The organism is Burkholderia sp. AU33545, assembly GCF_020419685.1.
Classification (GTDB): Bacteria; Pseudomonadota; Gammaproteobacteria; order Burkholderiales; family Burkholderiaceae; genus Burkholderia; species Burkholderia diffusa.
The window spans coordinates 295,099-321,646 of record NZ_JAIZRQ010000003.1; the positions used below are offsets into that span (position 1 = coordinate 295,099).

Genomic DNA, 26,548 nt, shown 5'->3' on the forward strand with positions numbered 1-26,548 from the left:
ACCTACCCAGTCAGGAATAACGCATGAAGATTGCAGTGCTGCCCGGCGACGGCATCGGTCCGGAAATCGTCAACGAAGCGGTCAAGGTGCTGAACGCCCTCGACGAGAAGTTCGAACTCGAACAGGCGCCGGTCGGCGGCGCGGGCTACGAGGCGAGCGGCCATCCGCTGCCGGACGCGACGCTGAAACTCGCGAGGGAAGCCGACGCGATCCTGTTCGGCGCGGTCGGCGACTGGAAGTACGACTCGCTCGAGCGCGCGTTGCGCCCCGAGCAGGCGATCCTCGGGCTGCGCAAGCATCTCGAGCTGTTCGCGAACTTCCGTCCGGCGATCTGCTATCCGCAACTCGTCGACGCGTCGCCGCTGAAGCCCGAGCTGGTCGCGGGCCTCGACATCCTGATCGTGCGCGAACTCAACGGCGACATCTACTTCGGCCAGCCGCGCGGCGTGCGCGCTGCTCCCGACGGCCCGTTCGCCGGCGAGCGCGAAGGCTTCGACACGATGCGCTATTCGGAACCGGAAGTGCGCCGCATCGCGCACGTCGCGTTCCAGGCCGCGCGAAAGCGTGCGAAGAAGCTGCTGTCGGTCGACAAGTCGAACGTGCTCGAAACGTCGCAGTTCTGGCGCGACATCATGATCGACGTGTCGAAGGAATACGCTGACGTCGAGCTGTCGCACATGTACGTCGACAACGCGGCGATGCAGCTCGCGAAGGCGCCGAAGCAGTTCGACGTGATCGTGACCGGCAACATGTTCGGCGACATCCTGTCGGATGAAGCGTCGATGCTGACGGGCTCGATCGGCATGCTGCCGTCGGCGTCGCTCGACAAGAACAACAAGGGCCTGTACGAGCCGTCGCACGGTTCGGCGCCGGACATCGCGGGCAAGGGCATCGCGAACCCGCTGGCGACGATCCTGTCGGCCGCGATGCTGCTGCGCTACTCGCTGAATCGCGCGGAGCAGGCTGATCGCATCGAGCACGCGGTGAAAACGGTGCTCGAACAAGGCTATCGCACGGGCGACATCGCGACGCCGGGTTGCAAGCAGGTCGGCACGGCGGCGATGGGCGACGCGGTGGTCGCCGCGCTGTAACGCGCACGGCAATGCAGTAATGCAGTGAATTGTGGAAAGGGCGCGAACGGGCCGCGAAATCGGCCGGTTCGCGCGTGGTTGGCCGTTGTGCGGCCAACCGGCTTTGTGTAGACTCGAACGATGGCGCTGATTTCCCTGATCTCCCCGGTCCTGAAACTCCACGGCAACACTGCCCGTGTGGGTACGCGCGCCATCGTCATCACGAAAACCATTACCACGAAAACGATCATTAAACGCTGATCGTCCGTCGTGCCCGCCTGTTTCCCCGCGCGGTCACGCCGGGGGCGGAAATGGCGGGGAAGCTCCATTCAAAGGGTTAGTCATGAACGTAGGTCTCGTAGGTTGGCGCGGCATGGTCGGCAGCGTGCTGATGCAGCGCATGCAGGAAGAAGGTGATTTCGACCTGATCGAGCCGGTGTTTTTCAGCACCAGCAATACGGGCGGCAAGGCGCCGTCGTTCGCGAAAAACGAGACTACGCTCAAGGACGCGACCAACGTCGACGAGCTGAAGAAGTGCGACGTGATCATCACGTGCCAGGGCGGCGACTATACGAACGACGTGTTCCCGAAGCTGCGCGCGGCAGGCTGGAACGGCTACTGGATCGACGCGGCGTCGTCGCTGCGGATGCAGGACGACGCGGTCATCATCCTCGATCCGGTCAACCTCGACGTGATCAAGGACGCGCTCGTCAAGGGCACGAAGAACTTCGTCGGCGGCAATTGCACGGTCAGCCTGATGCTGATGGCGCTCGGCGGCCTGTTCCGCGAGAACCTCGTCGACTGGATGACGGCGATGACCTACCAGGCCGCATCGGGCGCGGGCGCGCAGAACATGCGTGAACTGCTGTCGCAGATGGGCGCGCTGCACGGTTCGGTGCAGGAACAGCTCGCCGATCCGGCTTCCGCGATTCTCGACATCGACCGCCGCGTGCTCGCGACGATGAACAGCGACGCAATGCCGACGAGCCAGTTCGGCGTGCCGCTCGCGGGTTCGCTGATTCCGTGGATCGACAAGGATCTCGGCAACGGGATGTCGAAGGAAGAGTGGAAGGGCGGCGCGGAAACCAACAAGATCCTCGGCAAGCCGGCCATGGGCGAGCCGGGTTCGATCCCGGTCGACGGGCTGTGCGTGCGGATCGGCGCGATGCGCTGCCATTCGCAGGCGCTGACGATCAAGCTGAAGAAGGACGTCCCGCTGGACGAAATCAACGGCATCCTCGCGTCGGCGAACGACTGGGTGAAGGTCGTGCCGAACGAGCGCGAAGCGTCGATGCGCGACCTGTCGCCGGCGAAGATCACCGGCACGCTGACGGTGCCGGTCGGTCGCCTGCGCAAGCTCGCGATGGGCGGCGAATACCTGTCGGCGTTCACGGTCGGCGACCAGCTGCTGTGGGGCGCGGCCGAGCCGCTGCGCCGCATGCTGCGCATCCTGCTCGACAAGTAAGAATCGGGCTGCGCCGCGCGTGCCCCGTCGGCGCGCGACGCGAAACGCCTGCCAGCCCTTCGCGGGGCGGCAGGCGTTTTTTTATTGGTTGGCGCCGCGGCAGACGCGCGAAACGAGACGCTTGTGAGCGGGACGGGACGCGATCCATACGGACATGAATTCATGTCGGGGGCGATGCGGTTGCCACAATTTTCATTGATTGATGATCCGTTTTTGATAAAACTGCCGTGCGCGATTGATGGTGAGAATCGGCGTGGCCGTCGCGCGATTCGCGCGCCGGCGGCGCGGTGCGGGTAACGGTCGCGCCGATGCGCCGGCATGGACGGCCGCATCCGCCGGCGACGAATTCGGCCGGAACCCGATCGCGTGAAGTAAACTATGCGGTTACGACGCGCGGAGTCGCCAAAAGCGTCGCGTTCTGCGCGACGCTTTTGCATTTCTGCGGCGATTTTATTGACGCTTCCCTACGCGAATCCGAGCCGCGCCCGCGCGCGGCGATTGAGTCTACGATGTCCCGAATTTCCTTGTTTCCGCGTCAGTCCCGTCTGTCGCGCGCCGTGCGTGGCGCGCTGGCGATCCTGGCACTCGGCGCGGCCGCGTCGGCCTGGGCGACCGGCGCCGTCGAACTGCCGGCTTCCGCCGCAGGCGGTCCCGCGCCGCTTACCGTGACGGTCCAGCCGGGCCAGTCGTTGAACGATCTCGCGAAGGCGGCCACGCAGTCGCACGATCCGGGCGTGCTCGCGCGCGCCGGACGCGCATTGTTCGACGCCAACCCGCAGGCGTTCATGAAGCGCGATCCGAGCCGCCTGAAAGTCGGCGCGACGCTGACGGTGCCGGCGCTCGACGCGACGGGCGCGGCGCTCGCGGCGGCCGGTGCTTCCGGTGCATCGGCAGCGTCCGCGGTGGCCGCCGCGTCGGGTACGGTCGCGGCTGCGCAGCATGGTGCGTCCGCGCCGCATCCGGGGTCGGCCGTGCAAACGGCGCCGGCCGCACCGGCTGCGCACGCGGCACCGGTCAGCGGCGCAAGCGTCGCGGCGGCGGTCGTGGCAGGGGCGTCGGCTTCGACCGGCGCGTCCGCAGCATCCGCCGCGCATGGCGCGTCGACGGTCGAACCGGTTCAGCCGGCCGCGCCTGCGGCCGGTGCGAGCGGGCCGCACGTGTGGAGCGGCGCGATTCAGTCCGCGACTCCGTCGTCCGCGAGCGATGCCGCCATCCCGCCCGCGCAGGGCGGCCCGGCTCAAGGCATGCACGAACCATCCGCGGCGGCACCCGTCGCGGGCGCATCGCAGCCGCGGCCGTCGAGCCTGCAGCAACTGCTCGCGCTGAAGAACCGCGTGCTGATGGAGCTGCAGAAACACGGCATTGGCAAGCCGGCCGCGACGAACAACGTTGCACCCGCGCCGGCGCCTGCTGCCCCGCGTCCCGCTGCGAATGACGGCGCATCTGCTGCCGCGTCGTCGCCCGTCGCGAGCGAGGCGGCGTCCGGCGTGGCCGCCAGTGCGGCGCAGCCGGCATCGGCACCCGTGCGGCCGGCCGTGCCCGTGGTGGCGACGCCGTCCGCGCGTGGTTCCGAACAGATCGACTGGCGCCCGGCCGCAGCTGCCGGCGCGGCCGTGGTCGTTCTCGCGGCCGGGTTTGCTTGGCGCAAGCGCCGGAAAGCGCGGCGCGCCGATGCGCTCACTCCGGAATCCGGCGGGGCGGCTGCTTCGGATACCAGCGCCTCGTCGTCCGTCGAACCCGTGCCGCCGATTCTTCCCGAGACGCCGGTCGCACGCGACGCAGCCGCCGATGTGAATCTCGTTTCGGCCGCCGCGGTAGCGGCAGAGGTGGCCGAAACGCGCGATCTCGACGTGCCTTCGTCGCCGGAAGCGGCAACGACGCAAGACGATCAAAAGCAAGCGCCTGCCGCGCTGGCGGGCGCTGCAGAGGCGGCACCGCACGACGCGCAGCCCATCGCGGAGACGCCCCCGGGTGAGCCGATCGAAGCACCTGCCGCGCCGGCGACGCACGACGCGCAGCACGCGGCGCTGATGCAGAACGCGATCAGCGCGCTGAACAGCCTCGACATGCCGCTGCCGCCGCGTACGGCGGAAGAGCCGGCCGCCCCGGAAGATCAAGCCGAAAGCGATCGAATCGCAACTAACGGTCAACCCGCGTCGCACCCGCCCGTTGGTGCGAACGATCCGGCACCGGAACACCCGGCCGACCAGGACGACGAGTTCGACTGGGATCCGGATGCGGCAACGCCCGCGCCGCACGCGGGTGGCGCATCCGCGCCGTCGTCGCTGCCGCCGCTCGGCGGCGCGCAGTTCGGTGCGTTGAAACTGGATTTCGATCTCGACTTGCCGTCCGCGCCGGGCGCCGTGCTGCCCGCGCTGACACCGGAAGAGCTTGCGCGCATCGCGCGCAACAAGCTGGATCTCGCATCCGAGTACGTCGAGCTGGGCGACCTGTCCGGCGCGCGCACGCTGCTGCAGGAAGTCGTCGATGCGAACGACGCCGCGACGCGCGACGATGCGCGCGCGATGCTCGCGAAACTGGCGGACGAGGCGTGATGCGGATCGCGCTGGGGATTCAGTACGATGGCGCCGCGTTCTGTGGCTGGCAGGCGCAGCCGCACGGCAAGACCGTGCAGGACGCGCTCGAGCGCGCGCTCGGCGAATTCGCGTGCGTGCCGTTGCATACGACGGTCGCGGGACGGACCGATACGGGCGTGCACGGGCTCGGGCAGGTCGCGCATTTCGACACGGACCTCGACCGCGCGGATTTCTCGTGGGTGCGCGGTACCAACGCGTTCCTGCCGCCGACCGTTTCCGTGCAGTGGGCGAAGCCGATGCCGGACACGTTCCATGCGCGTTTCTCGGCGTTCGAACGCACCTACTACTACGCGCTGTACGTACATCCCGTGCGCTCGCCGATGCTGGCTGGCCGGGCGGGCTGGATCCACACGCCGCTCGACGACGACGCCATGCGCGCCGCCGCCGCGCACCTGATCGGCGAGCATGACTTCTCGTCGTTCCGGTCGTCGGAATGCCAGTCGAAAACGCCGGTCAAACACCTGTACCAGATCGACGTGCGGCGTGCGGGCCACTTCATTCATTTCCGCTTCCGCGCGAACGCGTTCCTTCACCACATGGTGCGCAACCTGATGGGCTGCCTCGTCGCGGTCGGCCGCGGCCGCTACCCGGCGGACTGGCTCGCCGACGTGCTGGCCGGGCGCGACCGCAATCTCGCCGCGCCCACGTTCATGGCCGACGGGCTGTACCTCGCCCATGTCGGCTACCCGGCGGAATTCGCCGTCCCGCCCGCGCAGCTCGGCAGCGTGCCGTGGAGCAGCGTCTGGGCCGACCTGGACCCACAACCATGACGAATCACGCCGTGTCTTCTTCGACTCCCGCCGCGGGTGGCCTCGCACCGCGTACGCGCATCAAGCTGTGCGGCCTGTCGCGCCCCGAGGACGTGCTGCACGCCGCCGCGCTCGGCGCCGACGCGATCGGCCTCGTGTTCTATCCGAAGAGCCCGCGCGCGGTGTCGATCGCGCAGGCAGCCGAGCTTGCACGCGTCGCCCCGCCGTTCGTGTCGGTGGTCGGACTGTTCGTGAACGCGACCGAAGCCGAGATCGACGCGGTCGTGCGCGACGTGCCGCTCACGATGCTGCAATTCCACGGCGACGAGACGCCCGCGCAGTGCGACGCCCTCGGCCGCGCGGCGCGCCTGCCGTGGTTGCGCGCGGTGCGCGTCGGCCCCTCGACGCAGCCGGCCGATTTGGTAGAATCGGCTCTTCATTATTCGAAAGCGCGCGGCCTCCTGTTCGACACCCTGGTGCCGGACTACGGCGGTAGCGGCAAGGTCTTCGATTGGTCACTTATTCCCGCAGAGCTCGCGCATCGGGCCGTTTTGAGTGGTGGCTTGAACGCGCAAAACGTCGGTGATGCGATCCGCCAGTTGCGTCCGTTTGCTGTCGATGTCTCGAGCGGCATCGAAGTGGACGGCGCGAAGGGCGTGAAGGATCACGCCCGGATGGCGGCGTTCGTACGCGCGGTGCGCGAAGCGGACGCCGGGTGATGCAAGCCGGTGCGGCCCCGACAGCGGGGCGCGCCGACCGATCGAGAGTGACACCATGTACAACCTTCCTGATGATCACGGCCACTTCGGCCCGTATGGCGGCGTGTTCGTCGCCGAAACGCTGATTCACGCGCTGGACGAACTGCGCGCGGCGTATGAAAAATTCCGTCATGACCCCGATTTCGTCGCCGAGTACGAGCGGGAACTGAAGTATTTCGTCGGTCGTCCGTCGCCGATCTATCACGCGCAGCGCTGGAGCGAGATGCTCGGCGGCGCGCAGATCTACCTGAAGCGCGAGGACCTGAACCACACCGGCGCGCACAAGATCAACAACGTCATCGGCCAGGCGCTGCTCGCGAAGCGGATGGGCAAGAAGCGCGTGATCGCCGAGACGGGCGCCGGCCAGCACGGCGTCGCGACGGCGACGATCTGCGCGCGCTTCGGGATGGAGTGCATCGTCTACATGGGCGCCGAGGACGTGCGCCGCCAGGCCGCGAACGTCTATCGGATGAAGCTGCTCGGCGCGACGGTCGTGCCGGTCGAATCGGGTTCGCGCACGTTGAAGGACGCGCTGAACGAAGCGATGCGCGACTGGGTCACGAACATCGAAAGCACGTTCTACATCATCGGCACGGTCGCGGGCCCGCACCCGTATCCGGCGATGGTGCGCGACTTCCAGCGCGTGATCGGCGACGAGTGCAAGGTGCAGATGCCGGAACTCGCCGGCCGGCAGCCGGACGCGGTGATTGCGTGCGTCGGCGGCGGCTCGAACGCGATGGGCATCTTCTATCCGTACATCGACGACACGTCGGTGCAGCTGATCGGCGTCGAAGCGGCCGGCGACGGCCTCGACACGGGCCGTCACGCGGCGTCGCTGATCGCCGGCAGCCCCGGCGTGCTGCACGGCAACCGCACGTACCTGCTGCAGGACGACAACGGCCAGATCATCGAGACGCATTCGGTGTCGGCCGGGCTCGACTATCCGGGCGTCGGTCCCGAGCACGCATGGCTGAAAGACAGCGGCCGCGCGCAGTATGTCGGCATCACCGACGAAGAGGCACTGAAGGCGTTCCACGACTGCTGCAGGATCGAGGGGATCATCCCCGCGCTCGAGTCGAGCCACGCGATCGCGTACGCCGTGAAGCTCGCGCCGACGTTGTCCAAGGACAAGATCCTCCTCGTCAACCTGTCGGGCCGCGGCGACAAGGACATGCACACGGTCGCCGAGCGATCGGGCATCGCGCTCTGACCCCGACCGATGCGTGACCTGATCGAACAACCGGGCGGCGGCGCCGCGAGCGAAGCGGAGGCGGTGCAGTCTGCCGTCGCCGTGCCGTGCGCGTTGCCGTCCGGGATCGAGCTGCACAACCGCGATTTCATGTCCGAAGCCGCGCGCCTGCCGGATGCGTCGATCGACCTGATCGTCGCCGATCCGCCGTACGGGCTCGGCAAGGACTATGGCAACGACTCGGACAAGCGCTCGGGCGACGATTTTCTCGCGTGGACGCGCGAGTGGCTCGAACTCGCGATCCCGAAGCTCAAGCCGAGCGGGTCGATGTACATCTTCTGCACGTGGCAGTACGCGCCGGAAATCTTCAGCTTCCTGAAGACGAAGCTCACGATGGTCAACGAGATCATCTGGGACCGGCGCGTGCCGAGCATGGGCGGCACGACGCGCCGTTTCACGTCGGTGCACGACAACATCGGCTTTTTCGCGGTTTCCAAGGCGTATTACTTCGATCTCGATCCGGTCCGCATCCCATACGACGCCGACACGAAGAAGGCCCGCTCGCGCAAGCTGTTCGAAGGCAGCAAGTGGCTGGAGATGGGCTACAACCCGAAGGACGTCTGGTCGGTCTCGCGCCTGCACCGGCAGCACGCGGAGCGCGTCGATCATCCGACCCAGAAGCCGCTGGAAATCATCGAGCGGATGGTGCTCGCAAGCTGCCCGCCGGGCGGCCGCGTGCTCGATCCGTTCATGGGCAGCGGCACGACCGCGGTGGCCTGCGCACGGCAGGGGCGCCACTTCGTCGGCTACGAGATCAACGAAAGTTATTGCGCGATCGCGCACGAGCGCGTGAACGCGCTCGCCACGCCGGCGTGCGCGTGAGTCGCGCCGCCGCTGTGCCGATCGCTGCTTTGCATGGGACCGGAGTAAGCGCTGAAGCGCTAACTCCGGTCGACAAAGGAAAATTGCCATGAATCGTATCCAGCAGACCTTCGCCGCACTCGCCGAACAAGGCCGCAAGGGCCTGATCCCGTTCATCACGGCCGGCGACCCCGATCCCGCGAAAACCGTCGAATTCATGCACGCGCTCGCCGAAGGCGGCGCCGACGTCATCGAGCTCGGCGTGCCGTTCTCGGACCCGATGGCCGACGGCCCGGTGATCCAGCGCTCGTCGGAGCGAGCGCTCGCGCGCGGCGTCACGCTCAAGAGCGTGCTCGCCGACGTGAAGCGCTTCCGCGAGACCGACCGGAAAACCCCCGTCGTGCTGATGGGTTATGCGAACCCGATCGAGCGGATGGGCGTCGACACGTTCGCGACCGAGGCGCAGGCGGCCGGCGTCGACGGCGTGCTCGTCGTCGACTATCCGCCCGAGGAAGCGGGCGTGTTCGCCGAGAAAATGCGCGCCGCGCAGATCGATCCGATCTTCCTGCTCGCGCCGACGTCGACCGACGAACGCATCGCCGACGTGGGCAAGATCGCGAGCGGCTACGTGTACTACGTGTCGCTCAAGGGCGTGACCGGCGCCGGAAATCTGGATGTTTCGAGCATTGCGGGTAAAATCCCGGCCATCAAGTCGCGCGTGCCGGTTCCGGTGGGCGTCGGCTTCGGCATCCGCGACGCCGAAACGGCGCGCGCGGTGGCCGAAGTGTCGGACGCCGTCGTGATCGGCAGCCGGCTGGTGCAACTGCTCGAGAGCGCCGCGCCGGAAGGCGCCGTCGCCGCGCTGAAGACTTTCATCGCCGAGCTGCGCGCCGCCCTGGACGGCGCCGGCAAGACGGCGCGATAAACACAACACAGGAAGCGGGAACGGGCCGGTCGGCCCGCCCCGCCACGGAACAGGAAACCATACGATGAGCTGGCTCGACAAACTGTTGCCGCCGAAGATCAAGCAGACCGATCCGAAAAGCCGCAAGGGCATTCCGGAAGGCCTGTGGGTCAAGTGCCCGTCCTGCGAGGCCGTGCTGTACCGCAACGACGTGGACGCGAACCTGCACGTGTGCCCGAAGTGCGATCACCACATGCGCATCGGTGCGCGCGAGCGTCTCGACGGGCTGCTCGATCCGGAAGGCCGCTATGAAATCGGCCAGGAAATCGTTCCGGTCGACTCGCTGAAGTTCAAGGACAGCCGCAAGTACCCCGATCGTCTGAAGGAAGCGATGGACGAAACGGGCGAGACCGACGCGATGGTCGTGATGGGCGGCGCGATCCATACGCTGCCCGTCGTCGCGGCCTGCTTCGAGTTTTCGTTCATGGGCGGCTCGATGGGCTCGGTCGTCGGCGAGCGTTTCGCGCGCGGCGCGCAGAATGCGCTGGAGCAGCAAGTGCCGTTCATCTGCTTCACGGCGTCCGGCGGCGCACGGATGCAGGAAAGCCTGCTGTCGCTGATGCAGATGGCCAAGACCACCGCGATGCTGACCAAGCTGGCAGAAGCCAAGCTGCCGTTCATCTCGGTGCTGACCGACCCGACGATGGGCGGCGTGTCGGCGAGCTTCGCATTCCTCGGCGACGTCGTGATCGCCGAGCCGAAGGCGCTGATCGGCTTCGCCGGCCCGCGCGTGATCGAGCAGACGGTTCGCGAGAAACTGCCGGAAGGCTTCCAGCGCGCGGAATTCCTGCTGAAGACGGGCGCGATCGACATGATCGTCGACCGCCGCAAGATGCGCGACGAGATCGCGCAACTGCTCGCGCTTCTGCAGCGGCAACCGGCCGACGCGCTGGCCTGATTGGCGCGAGGTTGTGAACACTGCGCGTCGCCTGGCTTCAGCGTCAGGCGGCGCGCTTCGTTTTTTGGCGTAGTGGCGGTCCCGATCCAGATTTGAACCGATGAGCACTTTTCCCACTCTCGACGCGTGGCTTTCGCATCTCGAACGCGCGCACCCGGTCGGCATCGACATGGGCCTGACCCGCATCGGGCAGGTCAAGGCGGCGCTGCAGCTCGAATTCGCGTGCCCCGTCATCACCGTCGGCGGCACGAACGGCAAGGGCTCGACCTGCGCGTTCCTCGAGACGATCCTCGTGCGCGCGGGCTACAAGGTCGGCTGCCACACGTCGCCGCACCTGCTCGAATTCGGCGAGCGCGCGCGCGTGAACGGCCAGCAGGTCAGCGACGCCGAGCTGCTGCCGCACTTCGAAGCCGTCGAGGCAGCGCGTACGTCGCTGCCCGAGCCCGTGTCGCTCACGTACTTCGAATTCACGACGCTCGCGATCCTGCATTTGTTCGCGTCGCGCGGGCTCGACGCGGTGATCCTCGAAGTCGGCCTCGGCGGCCGGCTCGATGCGGTCAACATCATCGATACCGATTGCGCGATCGTCACGAGCATCGACATCGATCACACCGAATACCTCGGCGACACGCGCGAGAAGATCGCCTTCGAGAAGGCGGGGATCTTCCGTGCCGGCAAGCCGGCGATCTGCGGCGATCCGGCCGCGCCGCAAACGCTGATCGATCACGCCGAAGCGATCGGCGCCGACCTGTGGCTCGTCGGCCGCGATTTCCGCTACGAGGCGCAAGCGGGCGCCGAGCGCCAGCAGTGGAGCTACCTCGGTCGCGAGAAGCGCTACCCGGCGCTCGCGTATCCGGCGCTGCGCGGTGCGAATCAGCTGATCAATGCATCGGCCGCGCTGGCCGCGCTCGAGGCGCTGCGCCCGGTGCTGCCGGTGTCCGCGCAGGACATCCGGCTCGGGCTCGCCAACGTCGAACTGCCGGGCCGCTTCCAGGTGCTGCCCGGCAAGCCGGCGATCGTGCTGGACGTCGCGCACAACCCCCATGCGGCGGCCGTGCTCGAGCAAAATCTCGGCAACATGGGCTTCTTCCCGTACACGTACGCGGTGTTCGGTGCAATGCACGACAAGGACATCGACGGCGTGTTGCGGCACCTGAAGGGCGAGGTCGACCACTGGTGCGTGACCGACCTGCCGCTGCCGCGCGCGGCGAGCGCGGAGCAGCTCGAAGCCGCGCTGCGCAAGGTCGGCGTGGAGGAGGGGGCCGATTCGAGCGTGACGCGGTTCGCGTCGCCCGCCGAAGCATTTCGCGATGCACTAAAAAGAGCATCCGAGAATGATAGAATCGTGGTTTTCGGCAGTTTCCATACGGTGGCAGGTGTGATGGCCTACCGGAAATCGCAGCAACACTGACTGACGGGCAGTTTCGGACTCAGCCATTCATGGGAATTTTCTCGTTCGGCAAGAAAGACGACGACGCGCCCCCGCGGCGCGGCGGTCGTACCGGGGCCTCCCGGAATGTGCGCACGGAGCGCACTGAACGCGTCGAGCGACGCACGCGCCGCACCGAGCGTCCGGAATCGGACGCACTGCTCCTCGATCCGACCCTTCCAGAAAAGCAACGCGCCCGCCGGCGTCTCGTCGGCGCGATCGCGCTCGTCGTCGCCGCGGTGATCGTGCTGCCGATGGTGCTCGATTCGCACCCGAAGCCGGTGACGGACGACATCGCGATCGACATCCCGAACCGGCCCGCGCATCAGGCGGTCGCGCCGCGCGACGACGACGCGTCCGACGTGCAGGCGGGCGTCGCGCATGACGAGCCTCCGGCATCCGATGTCGCCGTGGCGGCCGTGCCCGCGCCGGCGGCCAAGGATGCGGCCAAGCCGGCCGCGAAGCCCGATACCACGGCCCCGGCGACCACGGCGAATGTGACGCCGCCGAAGCCCGCTGCGAAGCCGGCCGCGGCCGCACCCGCGCCGAAGCCGGCGCCCGCGACGGTCGCGAACGCCGACGCCGCGGCCGACAGCGGCGACGCACCGTCGGCCGGCGCGCGCTTCGCGGTGCAGCTCGGTTCGTTCAAGGACGACACGACGGCCCGTTCGTGGGCCACCAAGTTGAAATCGGCGGGGGTGCCCGCATATGTCGAGCATCGCAAGCAGGCGGACGGCAGCACGGCTACACTGCTGCGTGCCGGCCCGTTCGCGGATCGCGCGGCGGCGTCCGCCGCGATTGCGAAGGTGCGCGAAGCCGGACTCACGCAGTAACGTGCGATGCTGACGGCTTTCGACTACGCTGTATTGGCGGTGATCGCGTTGTCCGCGCTGCGTGGCGCGTGGCGCGGTTTCGTCTCGGAGATTTTCGGGCTGATCGGCTGGATCGCGGCGATTGCGATCGCGGCCCGCTATGTCGGACTGGTGGTGCCATATATCCCGGCGAACTGGCCGGGCGGCGCGCTGACACAGTGGGTGCTGGCGTTCGCGCTGATCGTGATCGGCGTGGTGTTCGTCGCGGGTGTCGCGAACGCGCTGTTGTCGCGGATCGCGCAGGCGACGGGCCTCGGCGGAGTCGATCGCTCGCTGGGCATGATGTTCGGGCTCGTCCGCGGCTGCGTGCTGGTGGTGCTGCTGGTCGCGGCGGCCGGGCTGACCGAATTGCCCAAACAGGATTTCTGGCGCAATGCGCTATTGCGTCCTTTCGCCGAACAGGGCGTGCATGAGCTGAAGCAGCTCCTGCCCGACGGCATGGCCCAGTACGTACGCGTGTGACGACGCGGCCGGGCAGGACGGAACCGATTTTGTCATTCTGAAGGACATGCCATGTGCGGCATCGTAGGCGTTATCTCCCAATCCCCGGTCAATCAGCTGATCTATGACAGCCTGCTGCTGCTGCAGCATCGCGGTCAGGACGCAGCGGGCATCGCGACGGCGGACGGCAGCAATTTCCACATGTACAAGGCGAACGGCATGGTGCGCGACGTGTTCCGCACGCGCAACATGCGCAGCCTGCCCGGCACCTTCGGCATCGGCCAGGTCCGCTATCCGACGGCGGGCTCGGCGTCGAGCGAAGCCGAGGCGCAGCCGTTCTACGTGAACGCGCCGTTCGGGATCATCCTCGCGCACAACGGCAACCTGACGAACTGGGAACAGCTGAAGGACGAGATGTTCCGGATCGACCGCCGGCACATCAACACCAATTCCGACAGTGAAGTGCTGCTCAACGTGTTCGCGCACGAGCTGCAGCTGTCGACGACGGGCCTCGAACTCGATCCGGCCGCGGTGTTCAAGGCGGTCGCGGGCGTGCATCGCCGCCTGCAGGGCTCGTACGCGATCGTGTCGCTGATCGCCGGCTACGGCCTGCTCGCGTTCCGCGATCCGTTCGGCATTCGCCCGCTCTGCATCGGCAAGCTCGAGACCGAACACGGCACCGAGTGGATGGTGGCGTCTGAGTCGGTGGCGGTCGAAGGCATCGGGTTCGAATTCGTGCGCGACGTGCAGCCGGGCGAAGCGATCTTCATCGACAAGGCCGGCAACTTCCACAGCCAGCAGTGCGCGGAGAACCCGACGCTGAATCCGTGCATGTTCGAATACGTGTATCTCGCGCGTCCGGATTCGTGCCTCGACGGCGTGCCCGTCTACAACGTGCGCCTGCGCATGGGCGACTACCTCGCCGAGAAGATCAAGCGCGAGCTGCCGAACGTGCCGATCGACGTCGTGATGCCGATTCCCGATTCGTCGCGTCCGGCCGCGATGCAGGTCGCCGCGAAGCTCGGCGTCGAGTATCGCGAAGGCTTCTTCAAGAACCGCTACGTCGGCCGCACCTTCATCATGCCGGGCCAGGCCGTGCGCAAGAAGTCGGTGCGCCAGAAGCTCAATGCGATGAGCATCGAGTTCAAGGACAAGAACGTGCTGATCGTCGACGACTCGATCGTGCGCGGCACGACCTCGCACGAGATCGTGCAGATGGCGCGCGATGCGGGCGCGAAGTCGGTGATCTTCGCGTCGGCGGCACCGCCCGTGAAGTTCCCGAACGTGTACGGCATCGACATGCCGACGCGCGGCGAGCTGGTTGCCCACGGCCGCACCGACGAGGAAGTCGCGAAGATCATCGGCGCCGACCACCTGATCTACCAGGACGTCGACGACCTGCGCCGCGCGGTGCGCGACATCAACCCGAAGCTCGAGCAATTCGAGGCGTCGTGCTTCGACGGCAACTACATCACCGGCGCCGTGACGCCCGAGTACCTCGATGCGATCGAGCGCGCGCGTCTCGCACCGGCGTCGCAGGCTGATCGCGACACGGCCGGCGATGCCGCGCGTTCGCAGATGAACCTGCAACTGTCGGTCGAGTGATGCAGCCGCACGCTTCCGACGAAGCGTGATAGGATGTCGCCGTGCGTCGATTTGATTCAGCTTGCGGACGCGGGGCGACTTCCCAAAACAGCTAAAGCGAAGGCCGGCGGCAGTCGGCCCGAGTCGATCGCTGTCGTACCGCACCGAAGCCCGCTGATGCCGACGCATAGCGGGCTTTTTGTTTTGGCCTGATTTTGTGGCTGGGTTCGCGCCCGACGCATGACCTGCGACGCGACCCTCGAATACGGAAAACGGAACATGGACGACTCCCTCAACTTCGACACGCTCGCCGTGCGCGCGGGCACGTTGCGCAGCAACTTCAACGAGCATTCGGAAGCGCTGTTCCTCACGTCGAGCTTCTGCTTCGCGAGCGCGGCCGAGGCGGCCGAGCGCTTCGCGAATTCGGAAGACTATTTCACCTATTCGCGCTTCACGAACCCGACCGTCACCATGTTCCAGGATCGTCTCGCCGCGCTCGAAGGCGGCGAGGCCTGCATCGCGACGGCGTCGGGCATGGCCGCGATCATGTCGGTCGTGATGTCCGCCCTGCAGGCGGGCGATCACCTCGTCAGCTCGCGCAGCCTGTTCGGCTCGACGCTCGGGATGTTCTCGCAGATCTTCAGCAAGTTCGGCATCACGACGACCTTCGTCGATCCGACCGACCTGAACGCATGGCAGGAAGCGGTACGGCCCGAGACGAAGATGTTCTTCCTCGAAACGCCGTCGAACCCGTTGACCGAACTCGCCGATATCGAGGCGATCGGCAAGATCGCGAAGGCCGCGAACGCGCTGTTCGTCGTCGACAACTGTTTCTGCAGCCCGGTGCTGCAGCAGCCGCTGAAACTCGGCGCGGACGTCGTGATGCACTCGGCGACGAAGTTCCTCGACGGGCAGGGCCGCGTGCTCGGCGGCGCGCTGGTCGGCTCGAAGGAATTCATCATGGGCAAGGTGTTCCCGTTCGTGCGCAGCGCGGGGCCGACGCTGTCGGCGTTCAACGCGTGGGTGCTGCTGAAGGGGATGGAGACGCTGTCGCTGCGCGTCGAGAAGCAGTCGGCGAACGCGCTGGAAATCGCGCGCTGGCTCGATTCGCACCCGGCCGTCGCGCGCGTGTTTTATCCCGGGCTCGAATCGCATCCGCAGCACGAGCTCGCGAAGCGCCAGCAGAAGGCGGGCGGCGCGATCGTGTCGTTCGAGCTGAAGGGCGACACGCCGGAGCAGCAGCGCGCGAATGCGTGGCGCGTGATCGACAGCACGAAGCTGATCTCGATCACCGGCAACCTCGGTGACACGCGCACGACGATCACGCATCCGGCGACGACGACGCATGCCCGCATCACGCCGGAAGCGCGTGCGGCTGCGGGGATCACCGAAGGGCTGATCCGCCTCGCGGTCGGCCTGGAAAACGCGGGCGACTTGCGCAACGATCTCGCGCGCGGTCTCGCGGGCTGAGCGCGGCGGCAGGTTACAGGGCCGACATGACGACGGGCCGCTCGATCTGATCGAGCGGCCCGTCGTTTTTTGGCCGGCGCCGCGCGCGTTGACGCAATCAGCCGGCGTGCCCGGCCTGCGCGGGCCGATGCACGTCACGCATCGCTTCCATCATCCAGCGCAGCGTGTCGTCGAGCGGCGTCACCGGAAGCTCGCCCACCGCGCGCCGCAGCTTGTCGCGCGACCCGCTCAGGCGCTTCACTTCGTTGTGCCGGACGAAACGTGGATCGATCGTCACGTCGATCACGTAGCCGGCGATCCGCGACAGCATCGCCAGCACTTCCTTCAGCGAATACGCGCGCTCCGAGCAGACGTTGAACGTCTCGCCGGCCGGCGCGGTTTCGAGCAGCTTCAGATAGGCGGTCGTCACGTCGCGCACGTCGGAGAAATCGCGGCTCACGTCGAGATTGCCGAGCGAGATGCGCGGCGCATTGTGCGCATAGTGCGACACGAGTTTCGGCAGCAGATACGCCTCGTCCTGGCCGACGCCGGTGTAGTTGAACGGCCGCGCGATCACGATTGGCAGGCGGTCGGCCCACAGCTTCGCCGCGTATTCCATCGCGAGCTTGCTGACCGCATAGTCGTTCGCGGGGGCGGGTGAGACGGTTTCGTCGAGCACGCCGGCCGTCGAATTGCCATAGATGTTCGCGCTGCTGGCGAGCAGCACCGCCGACGGACGGCGATCGAGACCCGCGAGCGCGGCCAGCAGGTTGCGCGTGCCGACGATGTTGACCGCGTAAGTCTGCGACGGCTCGTCCTGCGCGACGTGTGCGCGCGCAGCCAGATGCACGACCGCATCGGGTCGCGCATCGGTGGCCGCCGCGCGCATCGCCTGCGCGTCGAGCAGGTCGACCGGCAGCAGCGTGCAGTTCGCGAACGCCGGATCGTCCGGCCGCGCCGCGCCGGGCGCCACGGTGCCCCACACGTCGTAGCCGGCCGCCTCGAGGCGCTGCGCCATGTAGCGGCCGGTGAAGCCCGTCAGGCCCGTGACGAATGCCCGGCGCGACGAGCGTCCGGCATCAGTACGTGTCATGGTGACGATTCCGCGTCAGGTCCGCTTCCACCATCATCTGGCAAAGCTGCTCGAGCGTCGTTTCCGGCGCCCAGCCGAGCTTGGATTTGGCCTTGTCCGCGCAGCCGATCAGCAGGTCGACTTCGGCAGGGCGGTAGAACTTCGGATTCACTTCGACGAGCACGTTGCCGTTCGACGCGTCGAGGCCGCGTTCCTGTTCGCCCTTGCCGGTCCATTCGATCTGGTAGCCGGCCGCCGCGAACGCCATCTGCACGAAGTCGCGGACGGTCTCGGTGCGGTTGGTCGCGAGCACGTAGGTGTCGGGCTCGTCGACCTGCAGCATTCGCCACATCCCTTCGACGTATTCGAGCGCGAAGCCCCAGTCGCGCTTGGCGTCGAGGTTGCCGAGCTCGAGTTTGGTCGCCTTGCCGAGCTTGATCTTCGCGACGGTGTCGGTGATCTTGCGCGTGACGAACTCGCGGCCGCGCAGCGGCGATTCGTGGTTGAACAGGATGCCGCTGCAGCCGAACAGGTCGTAGGACTCGCGGTAGTTCACGGTCATCCAGTGCGCGTACAGCTTCGCGACGCCGTACGGGCTGCGCGGGTAGAACGCGGTCGTTTCCGTTTGCGGAATGGCCTGCACCTTGCCGAACATCTCGGACGTCGATGCCTGGTAGAAGCGCGTCTTCGGGCTGACCACGCGGATCGCCTCGAGCAGGTTCAGCGGGCCGATGCCGGTGACCTCGGCGGTCGTCGCCGGCTGATCGAACGACACGCCGACGAAGCTCTGCGCGGCCAGGTTGTATAGCTCGTCGGGCTGCGTGCGTTCGAGCAGCCGCAGGCTCGAGCCGGCATCCGTCAGGTCGTGCTCGACGAGCGACAGGTTCGGGTGCGTATCGACGCCGAGCTCGGCGATACGCCAGAAGTTCACCGAGCTGGTGCGGCGGTAGGTGCCCGTGACTTCGTAGCCCTTGTCGAGCAGCAGCTTGGTCAGGTAGGCGCCGTCCTGTCCGGTGATCCCCGTGATGATGGCCTTCTTGCGAGTTTGGCTCATGGCAATGTCCTGGTCGAATCGATGGATTGAGAAAGTCAGGCTGTCGTGCGCGCGGCGGCGGGCACCGTGGTGCGTGCGGGGCCGCGCGTCAGGCGCCGCTCGAAGCCGTACCAGCTCACGGTGGCGTACGCGAGCGTGATGGCGAGGGCGAGCGCGGCCGTGACGAAGCGGTTCAGGTGCAACGGCCACAGCGCGTACAGCACGCTCAGGTGAATCAGGTAGACGGTGTAGCTGACGGTGCCGACGTACACGAGCAGCGGGTTCGTCAGCACGCGCTGCACGAGGCCGCGTCCGCGCAGCGCGATCACGACGATCGACGTGCACAGCAGCAGCGAGATGCTGTAGAGCGCGGCGTTCGACAGCGGCGTGTTCGCCGCGCGGAAACGCGGGAACGACAGGTGCAGCCAGCCGAGGATCGCGAGCGACACGAGTGCGCCGACGATCGCGAGCGGATAGAACGGCTCCAGCGCGCGCCGGTCGCGGCGCAGCACGATCGCGAGCAGCGCACCCGCGGCGAGCAGGTCCATGCGGAACGGCGTCAGGTAGTAAATCGGCCAGAACGAATCGAACCACGGCGTCGCGATCGCGCGCAGCACGGGCGCCGCGACGATCAGCGCGGCGGCGATCCACAGCAGCGCTCGCTCCGAACACCACAGCACGACGAACGGCCAGAAGATGTAGAACTGCTCCTCGACGGCGAGCGACCACAGCACGTTCAGGCTGTCGTGGCCGATGCTGCCGAGCGACAGTCCGATGTTGGTCGAGAAGAACGCGAACCACGGCCAGTGCGGCAGCCAGCTCGCGCCGAACAGCAGCGTCGACACGATCAGCAGCAGCACGTACGGCGGCAGGATCCGGCGCACGCGGCGCGCGTAGAAGTGGCTGAAGTACGACTGTCCGCGCGCCTTGCGATCGAGCAGGATGCCGGTGATCAGCAGGCCGCTCAGCACGAAGAACAGGTCGACGCCCATCCATAGCGGCGCCTTCAGCGCGTGTTGGAGGAACACGGCGCCGACGGCGATCGCGCGCAGCCCGTCGAGCTGCACGATGCGGCCGTGTTGCGGCGGGGCGAGGTCGGTGGTGCGCGAGATGCCCGTCATCGCGCCGCTCCTTCGCGACGCGCGGCCGATGCCGCGGCGCGCCGCGCATCCGATGCGTGAACGTAATGCATGCGTTTAAATGAAATATTGAATCGAAATCGATTCTAGGGAAAAGAAATCGGCAAAAAAACGCATGTCATTTATCCGGCTGAAAACATTCGAATGCCGGTTGTTTCAATCGCGACATGAAAGGTTTGCAGGCTACGCGCCCCGGCGCGCGGGCCGGAGCGGCATTTTCTACGGATCGCCGCGCGAAAGGCGGTCGATATTTCCGCTTTGCCGGGCCAATTTCTCGTTGTTCCGGCTCGATATTTCAGCTCGAAACATCCCCAAATATTTCCAAATTTCTTGTGATTATTTTTGCTTGTAACCTGCATCGCGACGTTTGAAACCTATTTAGCGACAGGGCATCAGGCCAGGCAGCATGCCGCGGCGCCGGTCGCTTCCGTATCGAGTCTGGAGAGCGCATTGCGACGTCTGATTCTGGTTGGCATGACGGTATGCGCGGCGCTGTCCGCGAGCGCCGCACCGGCTGAAACCGTGTTGCCCGCGACCACGTCGTGGATCGGCAACACGTTCGGCTATGGCGACGGCAGCTGGACGCAGATCGACATTCGCGCGATCGCGGTGACACCTGACGGCAAGGTGTATACGAACGCGCCGTGGGACGAGAGCGGCGCCGAGGCGAGCGTCTACCAGGACGGGAAGATGCTCGGCTTCGCAGGCGGCACGCACGGCTGGGGCAACCTCGGCGGCAACGCGGTCGCGGTGAACGGCAAGTATGCGTACGTCGCGATCGGCGTGGGCAACGAGCGCGGCCATCTGCAGTCGCCCGGCATCTGGCCGGACAAGGGCAAGCAGTGGTTCGGCATTTCGCGCCGCACGATCGGCGACATGAAGCAGCCGGCGCCGTTCCGCGCGGCGCCGCAGGTCGCGCCTGGCGGACGTGCCGATGCCGGTCGCGCGCGGATGGCCGCCAGCTTCATGATGGTCAACGAGGTGCCGGCCCCGGCCCGGTCGGAAGTGGGCGAGGCGAAGGCGGAAGTCGGCGGCCTCGCGGCCGACGACAAGACGCTGTTCGCGACGAATCCGTCGCACGACGCGGTGGACGTGTACGACGCCGAGACGATGCAGAAGAAGGCCACGTGGAGTGCGCACGAGCCGGGCCGCATCGCGCTCGCCGGCGACGGCACGCTGTGGCTGCTCACCGATACGATCGGCGGGCCCGCGCATCTCGTGCACGTGCGCGCGGACGGCCGCAAGCTCGATGACGCGCCGCCGCTGCCGGAAGGTACCGATGCGGTGGACGTGGCGGTCGACGCGAAAGGGCGCGTGCTCGTCGCGGACAACGGGCCGCGCCAGCAGATCCTGATTTTCTCGAAAGGCGGCAAGGGCTATGCGCCGTCGGGCACGCTCGGCGAGCGCGGCGGAATCTTCGCGGGCCCGGTGCCTGGCCGTCCGGGGCCGCAGCGCTTCAACGGGCTGACGGGCGTGGGCGTCGATCGCGCCGGCAACATCTATGTGTCGATGAACGGGATCGGGCCGCGCCACGACACGATCGGCGCGGGGCTGGGCGCGGTGCTGGAAAGCTACACGCCGGACGGCAAGCTCCGCTGGCAGGTGCAGGGGCTGCTGTTCGTCGACGGCGCGTGGCTCGACCCCGCGCGGCCGAACAGCGTGTATACGGGCAACAAGCGCTTCGAGCTCGACCTGTCGAAGCCGCCGGGCCAGGACTGGAAATATGTCGGATTCCTGTCGAACCGCTTCAAGTATCCGGACGACCCCGTGTTCCACACGGACCAGTATCCGGGCATGCCGATGGCGCGGCGCGTCGACGGCCGCACGTTCCTGTACCTGACCGACATGTACGCCGATCACCTGAAGATCTACCGCTTCGATGCGAAGCGCGACGGCGAGGTGGCGATTCCGTCGGGCCTGATCGCGGGCCGCGCGCGGCCGGTCGACAAGGTGCCGAACAAGCCGCCGGGCGGCGACTGGATCTGGCGCGACGCGAACGGCAACGGCCGGCTCGACGAGGACGAGTTCACGACCAACACGACGGGCAAGGCAAAGGCGGGCGGCTGGGGCTGGTGGGTCGACACGAAGGGCGACATCTGGCGCACGAGCGACGTGCGCGGCATACACCGCTTCAGTTACGGCGGCATCGACAAGGCCGGCAACCCGATCTACTCGTACGACGAGGTCACGACCTATCCGATGCCGCAGCCGTTCACGCAGCTGCGCCGCGCGATCTACGAGCCGCAGACGGACACGCTGTACGTGACGGGCTACACGGCCGACGCGCCGCCGCAGCCGGGCATCAACAAGGAAGTCGGCCGCGTGCTGGTGCGCTTCGACAAGTGGTCGACCGGCTCGCCGGTGGTGCGCTACACGGTCGCGCTGCCGTGGCAGCTCGACGCGAAGCCGATCCTCGACCTGATCGGCATCACGGTCGAGGGCCGCTACATCTTCACGGTGGAGCCGGTCGGCAAGATCCACGTGTACGACAAGGAAACCGGCAAGGAAGTCGGCGTGATGAGCCCGGGCGCGGAGGTCGGCAAGGCGTCGGGCTGGGTCGACGTGCCGTTCGGCATCAGCGCGTTCCGGCGCGAGAACGGCGAATACCTGGTGTTCGTCGAGGAAGACGCGCGCGGCAAGGTGCTGATGTATCGCTGGAAACCGTGACGGGCGGCGCGCCGTCGTCGTTGGCGTCACACAAGGCAGAAGCATGGACAAAGGCATACTCAAGAACGTTTCGATCAACTTCATCGGGCTGATCCTGCCGACCTTCGTGTCGCTGGTGACGGTGCCCGCATATATCCACGCACTGGGCGTCGAACGCTACGGCGTCGTCAGCCTCGTGTGGACGCTGATCGGTTATTTCGGGATCCTCGATCTCGGGATGAGCATGGCCGCGCAGAACCACATCTCGAAGGCGCTCGCGAGCGGCAACGCGGACGAAAGCGCGCGGGTCTTCTGGAGCGCGTTCTGGCTGAACCTCGGCACCGGCATCGTTGGCGGCCTGCTGATCTATTTCGGCGCGTTCGTCTACACCGCGTATTTCACGAAGGTGTCGGCGGCGATGCAGCACGAGGTGTATCTCGCGTTGCCGTGGCTCGCGCTCGCGATTCCGCTCGCGAACGTGTCGTGGGTGTTCGCCGGCGCGATCAACGGTGCCGAACGGTTCGGCGTGTTCAACACGAACCAGACGATCGGCACGTTCCTGTTCCAGTTGCTGCCGCTCGGCGCCGCATGGTGGATCGCGCCGAACCTGCAGACGGTGCTGGCCGCGGCCGTCGTCGCGCGGCTGATCGCGGCGGTGATGCTCGGTCACGCAAGCATCAAGGTGCTCGGGATCCGGCGCATCGATCCGCCGCAGTGGGGCACCGCGAAAGGGCTGTTCAACTTCGGCGGCTGGATGCTGATCGCGAGCACGACGAGCATGATTGCCGACACGCTCGATCGCGTGATGCTCGGCGCCGGCATGGGCGCGAAGTTCGTCACCTATTACACGGTCCCGCAGAACCTCGTCACGCGGCTGAACATGCTGCCGAACGCGCTGGTGCGCACGCTGTTTCCGCGCCTGTCGGCAGTCGGCCGCGAGCATGCCGACACGCTCGCGCGCCAGTCGCTCGAATTCCTGAACGGCGTGTTCACGCCGGTCGGCATCATCGCGATCTTCGCGCTCGCGCCGTTCCTCACGTTGTGGGTCGGCGCCGATCTCGCCGCGCATTCGGCGCCCGTCGGGCGCGTGCTGGTGATCAGCGTATGGCTCGTCGGCCAGGCGAGCGTCACGCGGATCCTGATCCAGTCGCAGGTCAATCCGGCCCGGGCGGCGTTCGCCGGGCTCGTCGAGATGCCGTTCTTCGTCGGCGGCCTGTGGTTCGGCATTCATCACTTCGGGCTGATCGGCGCGGCGGTGGTCGTCGCGACCCGCGCGCTGGTCGATTACGGTGTGCTGCTTTACCTGTCGGCGATCCGGATGCGCGCGATCGTGCTCGACATGCTCGCGCATCTCGCCTTCCTGCTCGCGAGCCTGTTTCTCGCGCAAGCGTGGTCGGGGCTCGGCGAGTCGATCGGCCTCTGCGCGGTCGTGCTGGTGCTGAACCTTGCGTGGTCGTTCACGATGACGCCGGCCCTGCGCGCGCTGGTGCGCGACCTGTTCGTCCGTCTCAATGCGAGGAAAACCGTATGAATCGCGATCTGGCGGAACACGCCATCCTGAACCTCGCCACGGCCGGTGCCGCCGTGGCCGAAGCCGGCGACACCGCCGCGCTGCGCCGGGCCGAACCGGCCGCACAGGCGGGCGCACGCGATGCGTCGCGCCCGCTGCGCGTGGCGATCGTCCACGACTGGCTCGTCACGTACGCCGGCGCCGAGCGCGTGCTCGAACAGATCGTCGCGTGCTTTCCCGACGCGGACCTGTTCAGCCTCGTCGATTTTCTCGATGATCGCGCGTTCGTGCGCGGCAAGCGGGTGACGACCTCGTTCATCCAGAAACTGCCGTTCGCGCGCACCAAGTACCGCAGCTACCTTCCGCTCATGCCGCTCGCGATCGAGCAGCTCGACGTGTCGGACTACGATCTCGTGATCTCCAGCAGCCATGCGGTCGCGAAAGGCGTGCTGACCGGGCCGGACCAGATGCACATCAGCTACGTGCATTCGCCGATCCGCTACGCGTGGGACCTGCAGCACCAGTATCTGGAACAGTCGAACCTCACGCACGGGCCGAAGTCGCTGCTCGCGCGGATGATCCTGCATTACATCCGTAACTGGGACACGCGCACCGCGAACGCGGTGGACGGCTTCGTCGCGAACTCCGCCTTCATAGCGCGACGCATCCGCAAGGTGTATCACCGCGACGCGGCGGTGATCTTCCCGCCGGTCGACGTCGACGGCTTCTCGCTGAACGAGGCGAAGGACGATTTCTACCTGACCGCGTCGCGGATGGTGCCGTACAAGAAGATCGACCTGATCGTCGAAGCGTTCTCGCGCACGCCGGAGCGCAAGCTCGTGGTGATCGGCGACGGCCCCGAGATGCAGAAGATCCGCGCGAAGGCCGGCCCGAACGTCGAGATCATGGGCTATCAGCCGTTCGCGGTGCTGCACGACCGGATGCGGCGCGCGAAGGCGTTCGTGTTCGCCGCCGAGGAGGATTTCGGGATCTCGGTGGTCGAGGCGCAGGCATGCGGCACCCCCGTGATCGCATACGGCAAGGGCGGTGCGCTCGAGACGGTGCTCGAACCGTGCTCGCACGCGAATCCGACCGGGCTGTTCTTCGACGAACAGACGCCGCACGCGATCGTCGCGGCGGTCGACGATTTCGAACGTGCGCCGCAGCGCTTCACGCCGCACGCGTGCCGCGCGAATGCGGAGCGCTTCTCCGCCGACACGTTCCGGCGGCGCTTTCTCGATTACGTGGAGGCGGCGCTGCCCGGCTCGACCGCGCAGCGCGGCACGGCCGTCGCGCCGATGCCGCCCGCGCGCGGCCCGGCGACGCTCGTGCTGGACCAGAGCGGTGTGCTCGGCGGCGCGGAGCTGTCGCTGCTGGAGATCATGAAGCACATGCGCGCGAACGCCGACGTGGTGCTGTTCGACGACGGCCCGTTCCGCGCGGCGCTCGACGAGATCGGCGCGCGCGTCGACGTGCTCGACCAGGGCGCGCTCGCCGGGGTACGCAAGGAGGGCGGCGTGTCGGCCGGCGCGTTGAAGCAGCTTTTCACGCTCGTGCGGGACGTCGCACGGCGCGCACGCCGGGCCGAGGTGATCTACGCGAACACGCAGCGCGCGATGGTGGTCGCGGCGCTGGCCGGGCGGCTCGCGCGCAAGCCGGTGGTCTGGCACCTGCGCGACATCGTCAGCGGCGACCATTTCGGCAGCAAGCAGCTGATGGCGATCAAGTACTGCGCGCGGTTCGGCGTCACGCGCGTGATCGCGAACTCCGACGCGTCCGCGCAGGCATTCCGTGCGCTGACGGGCTTCACGCCGCAGCACGTCGACGTCGTGTTCAACGGCATTTCGGCCGAACCGTTCGACGCGCTGGACACGACCAGCCAGGCCGCGCTGCGCGCGCGCTTCGGGTTGCCGGAGCACGCATGGCTGGTCGGCTCGTTCAGCCGCCTCGCGCACTGGAAGGGGCAGCACCTGCTGCTGGAGGCCGCGGCTCGTCATCCCGAGATGCACGTGGTGCTGGTCGGCGCGCCGCTGTTCGGCGAGGACGAATATGCGGCGCAACTGCACGAGATCGTCGCGCGTCACGGGATGGACGATCGCGTGCACTTCCTCGGCTTCCAGCGCGACGTGGCCGCGTGCATGAAGGCGGTCGATGTGGTCGCGCATACGTCGATCACGCCGGAGCCGTTCGGGCGCGTGATCGTCGAGGGCATGCTCGCACGGCGGCCGGTGGTTGCGGCCCGCGCGGGCGGAGTCGTCGAGATCATCGAGGACGGCGAAAACGGGCTGCTGTGCGAGCCGGGCAATGCGGCCGCGCTGGCCGATGCGCTGGGCAGGCTGCGGCACGACGCCGCGCTGCGTGAGCGGCTCGTCGCGAGCGGGCGGGCGACCGCGGTGCGCCGGTTCGGCACCGAGACCTATGTGGAACGGGTCGAGAAGATCCTCGCGGATACGGCGAAGGCCGCGAAGGCGAAGAAGCGGTAGGTGCGGTGCGGCGGCGCGAATCGACGCCATGCGCCGGGAAACGGGCCCTCATGCGGCGGTGTGCTGCATGAGGGTTCCGCTTTTTGGGCGGGCGGGAGCCTGATACGCGTCAGGCGCGGGTTGCCGGAGGCGAGCTGGTGATGCGTTCGCGCACGGGGCCTTGGGGGAACCCTCGCCGTCTGGATCGGCATTGCTTCACGGAACGCCGTGAGGCCATGCGGTGAGGCCGGCGAGGGGGCGGGCGATGCGACGGTAGTGCAGCCGCCCGGGCGGCGTGTGACGCCGCATGTGCACTTCGGTGCGTCATACCAGCCGCACCCGACGCGCAAATGCATCCCC

At 67.3% G+C, this 26,548-nt stretch carries 22 protein-coding genes; 19 read left to right on the forward strand and 3 right to left on the reverse strand.

Annotated elements, in window-relative coordinates:
- Positions 1 to 23 precede the first annotated feature (23 nt).
- The 15 genes from leuB (at position 24) to LGM71_RS11485 (ending at position 16,347) form a co-directional block, all read left to right on the forward strand.
- On the forward strand, positions 24 to 1,091 hold the full coding sequence (gene leuB, locus LGM71_RS11415; RefSeq protein ID WP_175814931.1) for a 3-isopropylmalate dehydrogenase: 1,068 nt from the start codon (positions 24 to 26) through the stop codon (positions 1,089 to 1,091).
- 120 nt (positions 1,092 to 1,211) lie between these two features.
- Positions 1,212 to 1,331, forward strand: coding sequence for a 3-isopropylmalate dehydrogenase (locus LGM71_RS11420; protein WP_124628490.1), 120 nt, complete (start codon positions 1,212 to 1,214; stop codon positions 1,329 to 1,331).
- Between the two features lie 82 nt (positions 1,332 to 1,413).
- Entirely contained in the window at positions 1,414 to 2,535 is a 1,122-nt protein-coding gene (gene asd, locus LGM71_RS11425; RefSeq protein ID WP_059466419.1) for an aspartate-semialdehyde dehydrogenase, read from the forward strand.
- Positions 2,536 to 3,044: 509 nt separating this feature from the next.
- Complete coding sequence (locus LGM71_RS11430) at positions 3,045 to 5,090, forward strand: FimV/HubP family polar landmark protein (RefSeq protein WP_226114883.1); 2,046 nt, start codon at positions 3,045 to 3,047, stop codon at positions 5,088 to 5,090.
- Positions 5,090 to 5,902 carry a tRNA pseudouridine(38-40) synthase TruA gene (truA, locus tag LGM71_RS11435; RefSeq protein WP_059599546.1) on the forward strand — a complete coding sequence of 271 codons (813 nt, stop codon included), beginning with the start codon at positions 5,090 to 5,092 and terminating at the stop codon, positions 5,900 to 5,902. Before LGM71_RS11430 ends, truA begins: the two co-directional genes overlap by 1 nt.
- Positions 5,899 to 6,600, forward strand: a complete 702-nt coding sequence (locus LGM71_RS11440; RefSeq protein ID WP_226115139.1) for a phosphoribosylanthranilate isomerase — start codon at positions 5,899 to 5,901, stop codon at positions 6,598 to 6,600. The genes truA and LGM71_RS11440 overlap by 4 nt, the downstream gene beginning before the upstream one ends.
- 55 nt (positions 6,601 to 6,655) lie before the next feature.
- Entirely contained in the window at positions 6,656 to 7,849 is a 1,194-nt protein-coding gene (gene trpB, locus LGM71_RS11445) for a tryptophan synthase subunit beta (protein ID WP_059599544.1), read from the forward strand.
- A gap of 9 nt (positions 7,850 to 7,858) precedes the next feature.
- Positions 7,859 to 8,710, forward strand: coding sequence for a DNA-methyltransferase (locus tag LGM71_RS11450; RefSeq protein ID WP_226114884.1), 852 nt, complete (start codon positions 7,859 to 7,861; stop codon positions 8,708 to 8,710).
- Between the two features lie 88 nt (positions 8,711 to 8,798).
- Positions 8,799 to 9,614 carry a tryptophan synthase subunit alpha gene (gene trpA, locus LGM71_RS11455; RefSeq protein WP_226114885.1) on the forward strand — a complete coding sequence of 272 codons (816 nt, stop codon included), beginning with the start codon at positions 8,799 to 8,801 and terminating at the stop codon, positions 9,612 to 9,614.
- 64 nt (positions 9,615 to 9,678) lie between these two features.
- Positions 9,679 to 10,551 carry an acetyl-CoA carboxylase, carboxyltransferase subunit beta gene (gene accD / locus LGM71_RS11460; RefSeq protein ID WP_044843820.1) on the forward strand — a complete coding sequence of 291 codons (873 nt, stop codon included), beginning with the start codon at positions 9,679 to 9,681 and terminating at the stop codon, positions 10,549 to 10,551.
- 100 nt (positions 10,552 to 10,651) lie between these two features.
- The gene (gene folC / locus LGM71_RS11465; RefSeq protein WP_059599541.1) at positions 10,652 to 11,962 is read left to right on the forward strand and encodes a bifunctional tetrahydrofolate synthase/dihydrofolate synthase; all 1,311 of its coding nucleotides are present in this window, start codon (positions 10,652 to 10,654) and stop codon (positions 11,960 to 11,962) included.
- 29 nt (positions 11,963 to 11,991) lie between these two features.
- Positions 11,992 to 12,813, forward strand: coding sequence for an SPOR domain-containing protein (locus tag LGM71_RS11470; RefSeq protein ID WP_226114886.1), 822 nt, complete (start codon positions 11,992 to 11,994; stop codon positions 12,811 to 12,813).
- Positions 12,814 to 12,819: 6 nt separating this feature from the next.
- A complete protein-coding gene (locus LGM71_RS11475) occupies positions 12,820 to 13,314 on the forward strand; it encodes a CvpA family protein (protein ID WP_059524763.1) in 495 nt (164 codons plus the stop codon).
- 51 nt (positions 13,315 to 13,365) lie between these two features.
- Positions 13,366 to 14,898, forward strand: coding sequence for an amidophosphoribosyltransferase (gene purF, locus LGM71_RS11480; RefSeq protein WP_059599539.1), 1,533 nt, complete (start codon positions 13,366 to 13,368; stop codon positions 14,896 to 14,898).
- Between the two features lie 258 nt (positions 14,899 to 15,156).
- Complete coding sequence (locus LGM71_RS11485; protein WP_226114887.1) at positions 15,157 to 16,347, forward strand: O-succinylhomoserine sulfhydrylase; 1,191 nt, start codon at positions 15,157 to 15,159, stop codon at positions 16,345 to 16,347.
- Between the two features lie 97 nt (positions 16,348 to 16,444).
- Here the strand turns inward: LGM71_RS11485 and LGM71_RS11490 are convergent, their stop codons facing one another.
- From LGM71_RS11490 to LGM71_RS11500, 3 genes are read right to left on the reverse strand one after another with little or no spacing between them, the layout of a single operon-like run.
- Entirely contained in the window at positions 16,445 to 17,419 is a 975-nt protein-coding gene (locus tag LGM71_RS11490; protein WP_226114888.1) for an NAD-dependent epimerase/dehydratase family protein, read from the reverse strand.
- Positions 17,406 to 18,452: a GDP-mannose 4,6-dehydratase gene (gene gmd, locus LGM71_RS11495; protein ID WP_059524769.1), complete on the reverse strand. Its 1,047-nt coding sequence runs from the start codon at positions 18,450 to 18,452 to the stop codon at positions 17,406 to 17,408. Before gmd ends, LGM71_RS11490 begins: the two co-directional genes overlap by 14 nt.
- 35 nt (positions 18,453 to 18,487) lie before the next feature.
- The gene (locus tag LGM71_RS11500) at positions 18,488 to 19,552 is read right to left on the reverse strand and encodes an acyltransferase family protein (RefSeq protein ID WP_124628476.1); all 1,065 of its coding nucleotides are present in this window, start codon (positions 19,550 to 19,552) and stop codon (positions 18,488 to 18,490) included.
- Between the two features lie 185 nt (positions 19,553 to 19,737).
- On the opposite strand from LGM71_RS11500, the gene LGM71_RS11505 reads away from it, so the two are divergent.
- The 4 genes from LGM71_RS11505 (at position 19,738) to LGM71_RS11520 (ending at position 26,209) form a co-directional block, all read left to right on the forward strand.
- Positions 19,738 to 19,941 carry a hypothetical protein gene (locus LGM71_RS11505; RefSeq protein WP_174908127.1) on the forward strand — a complete coding sequence of 68 codons (204 nt, stop codon included), beginning with the start codon at positions 19,738 to 19,740 and terminating at the stop codon, positions 19,939 to 19,941.
- 103 nt (positions 19,942 to 20,044) lie between these two features.
- Positions 20,045 to 22,237: a hypothetical protein gene (locus tag LGM71_RS11510; RefSeq protein WP_226115140.1), complete on the forward strand. Its 2,193-nt coding sequence runs from the start codon at positions 20,045 to 20,047 to the stop codon at positions 22,235 to 22,237.
- Between the two features lie 43 nt (positions 22,238 to 22,280).
- Positions 22,281 to 23,747, forward strand: coding sequence for a flippase (locus tag LGM71_RS11515; RefSeq protein ID WP_124628472.1), 1,467 nt, complete (start codon positions 22,281 to 22,283; stop codon positions 23,745 to 23,747).
- Positions 23,744 to 26,209 carry a glycosyltransferase family 4 protein gene (locus tag LGM71_RS11520; protein ID WP_175814943.1) on the forward strand — a complete coding sequence of 822 codons (2,466 nt, stop codon included), beginning with the start codon at positions 23,744 to 23,746 and terminating at the stop codon, positions 26,207 to 26,209. The genes LGM71_RS11515 and LGM71_RS11520 overlap by 4 nt, the downstream gene beginning before the upstream one ends.
- The last annotated feature ends 339 nt before the right edge of the window (positions 26,210 to 26,548 follow it).

Excerpts from the sequence above, each read along its gene's own strand:
- purF (WP_059599539.1), top strand. The coding sequence starts at position 13,366 with ATGTGCGGCATCGTAGGCGTTATCTCCCAATCCCCGGTCAATCAGCTG.
- LGM71_RS11500 (WP_124628476.1), bottom strand. The coding sequence starts at position 19,552 with ATGACGGGCATCTCGCGCACCACCGACCTCGCCCCGCCGCAACACGGC.
- LGM71_RS11475 (WP_059524763.1), top strand. The coding sequence starts at position 12,820 with ATGCTGACGGCTTTCGACTACGCTGTATTGGCGGTGATCGCGTTGTCC.
- asd (WP_059466419.1), top strand. The coding sequence starts at position 1,414 with ATGAACGTAGGTCTCGTAGGTTGGCGCGGCATGGTCGGCAGCGTGCTG.
- LGM71_RS11485 (WP_226114887.1), top strand. The coding sequence starts at position 15,157 with ATGGACGACTCCCTCAACTTCGACACGCTCGCCGTGCGCGCGGGCACG.
- LGM71_RS11430 (WP_226114883.1), top strand. The coding sequence starts at position 3,045 with ATGTCCCGAATTTCCTTGTTTCCGCGTCAGTCCCGTCTGTCGCGCGCC.
- leuB (WP_175814931.1), top strand. The coding sequence starts at position 24 with ATGAAGATTGCAGTGCTGCCCGGCGACGGCATCGGTCCGGAAATCGTC.
- LGM71_RS11490 (WP_226114888.1), bottom strand. The coding sequence starts at position 17,419 with ATGACACGTACTGATGCCGGACGCTCGTCGCGCCGGGCATTCGTCACG.
- LGM71_RS11440 (WP_226115139.1), top strand. The coding sequence starts at position 5,899 with ATGACGAATCACGCCGTGTCTTCTTCGACTCCCGCCGCGGGTGGCCTC.
- gmd (WP_059524769.1), bottom strand. The coding sequence starts at position 18,452 with ATGAGCCAAACTCGCAAGAAGGCCATCATCACGGGGATCACCGGACAG.
- LGM71_RS11510 (WP_226115140.1), top strand. The coding sequence starts at position 20,045 with ATGACGGTATGCGCGGCGCTGTCCGCGAGCGCCGCACCGGCTGAAACC.
- LGM71_RS11515 (WP_124628472.1), top strand. The coding sequence starts at position 22,281 with ATGGACAAAGGCATACTCAAGAACGTTTCGATCAACTTCATCGGGCTG.
- folC (WP_059599541.1), top strand. The coding sequence starts at position 10,652 with ATGAGCACTTTTCCCACTCTCGACGCGTGGCTTTCGCATCTCGAACGC.
- truA (WP_059599546.1), top strand. The coding sequence starts at position 5,090 with ATGCGGATCGCGCTGGGGATTCAGTACGATGGCGCCGCGTTCTGTGGC.
- trpA (WP_226114885.1), top strand. The coding sequence starts at position 8,799 with ATGAATCGTATCCAGCAGACCTTCGCCGCACTCGCCGAACAAGGCCGC.
- trpB (WP_059599544.1), top strand. The coding sequence starts at position 6,656 with ATGTACAACCTTCCTGATGATCACGGCCACTTCGGCCCGTATGGCGGC.
- LGM71_RS11470 (WP_226114886.1), top strand. The coding sequence starts at position 11,992 with ATGGGAATTTTCTCGTTCGGCAAGAAAGACGACGACGCGCCCCCGCGG.
- LGM71_RS11505 (WP_174908127.1), top strand. The coding sequence starts at position 19,738 with ATGAAAGGTTTGCAGGCTACGCGCCCCGGCGCGCGGGCCGGAGCGGCA.
- LGM71_RS11520 (WP_175814943.1), top strand. The coding sequence starts at position 23,744 with ATGAATCGCGATCTGGCGGAACACGCCATCCTGAACCTCGCCACGGCC.
- accD (WP_044843820.1), top strand. The coding sequence starts at position 9,679 with ATGAGCTGGCTCGACAAACTGTTGCCGCCGAAGATCAAGCAGACCGAT.
- LGM71_RS11420 (WP_124628490.1), top strand. The coding sequence starts at position 1,212 with ATGGCGCTGATTTCCCTGATCTCCCCGGTCCTGAAACTCCACGGCAAC.
- LGM71_RS11450 (WP_226114884.1), top strand. The coding sequence starts at position 7,859 with ATGCGTGACCTGATCGAACAACCGGGCGGCGGCGCCGCGAGCGAAGCG.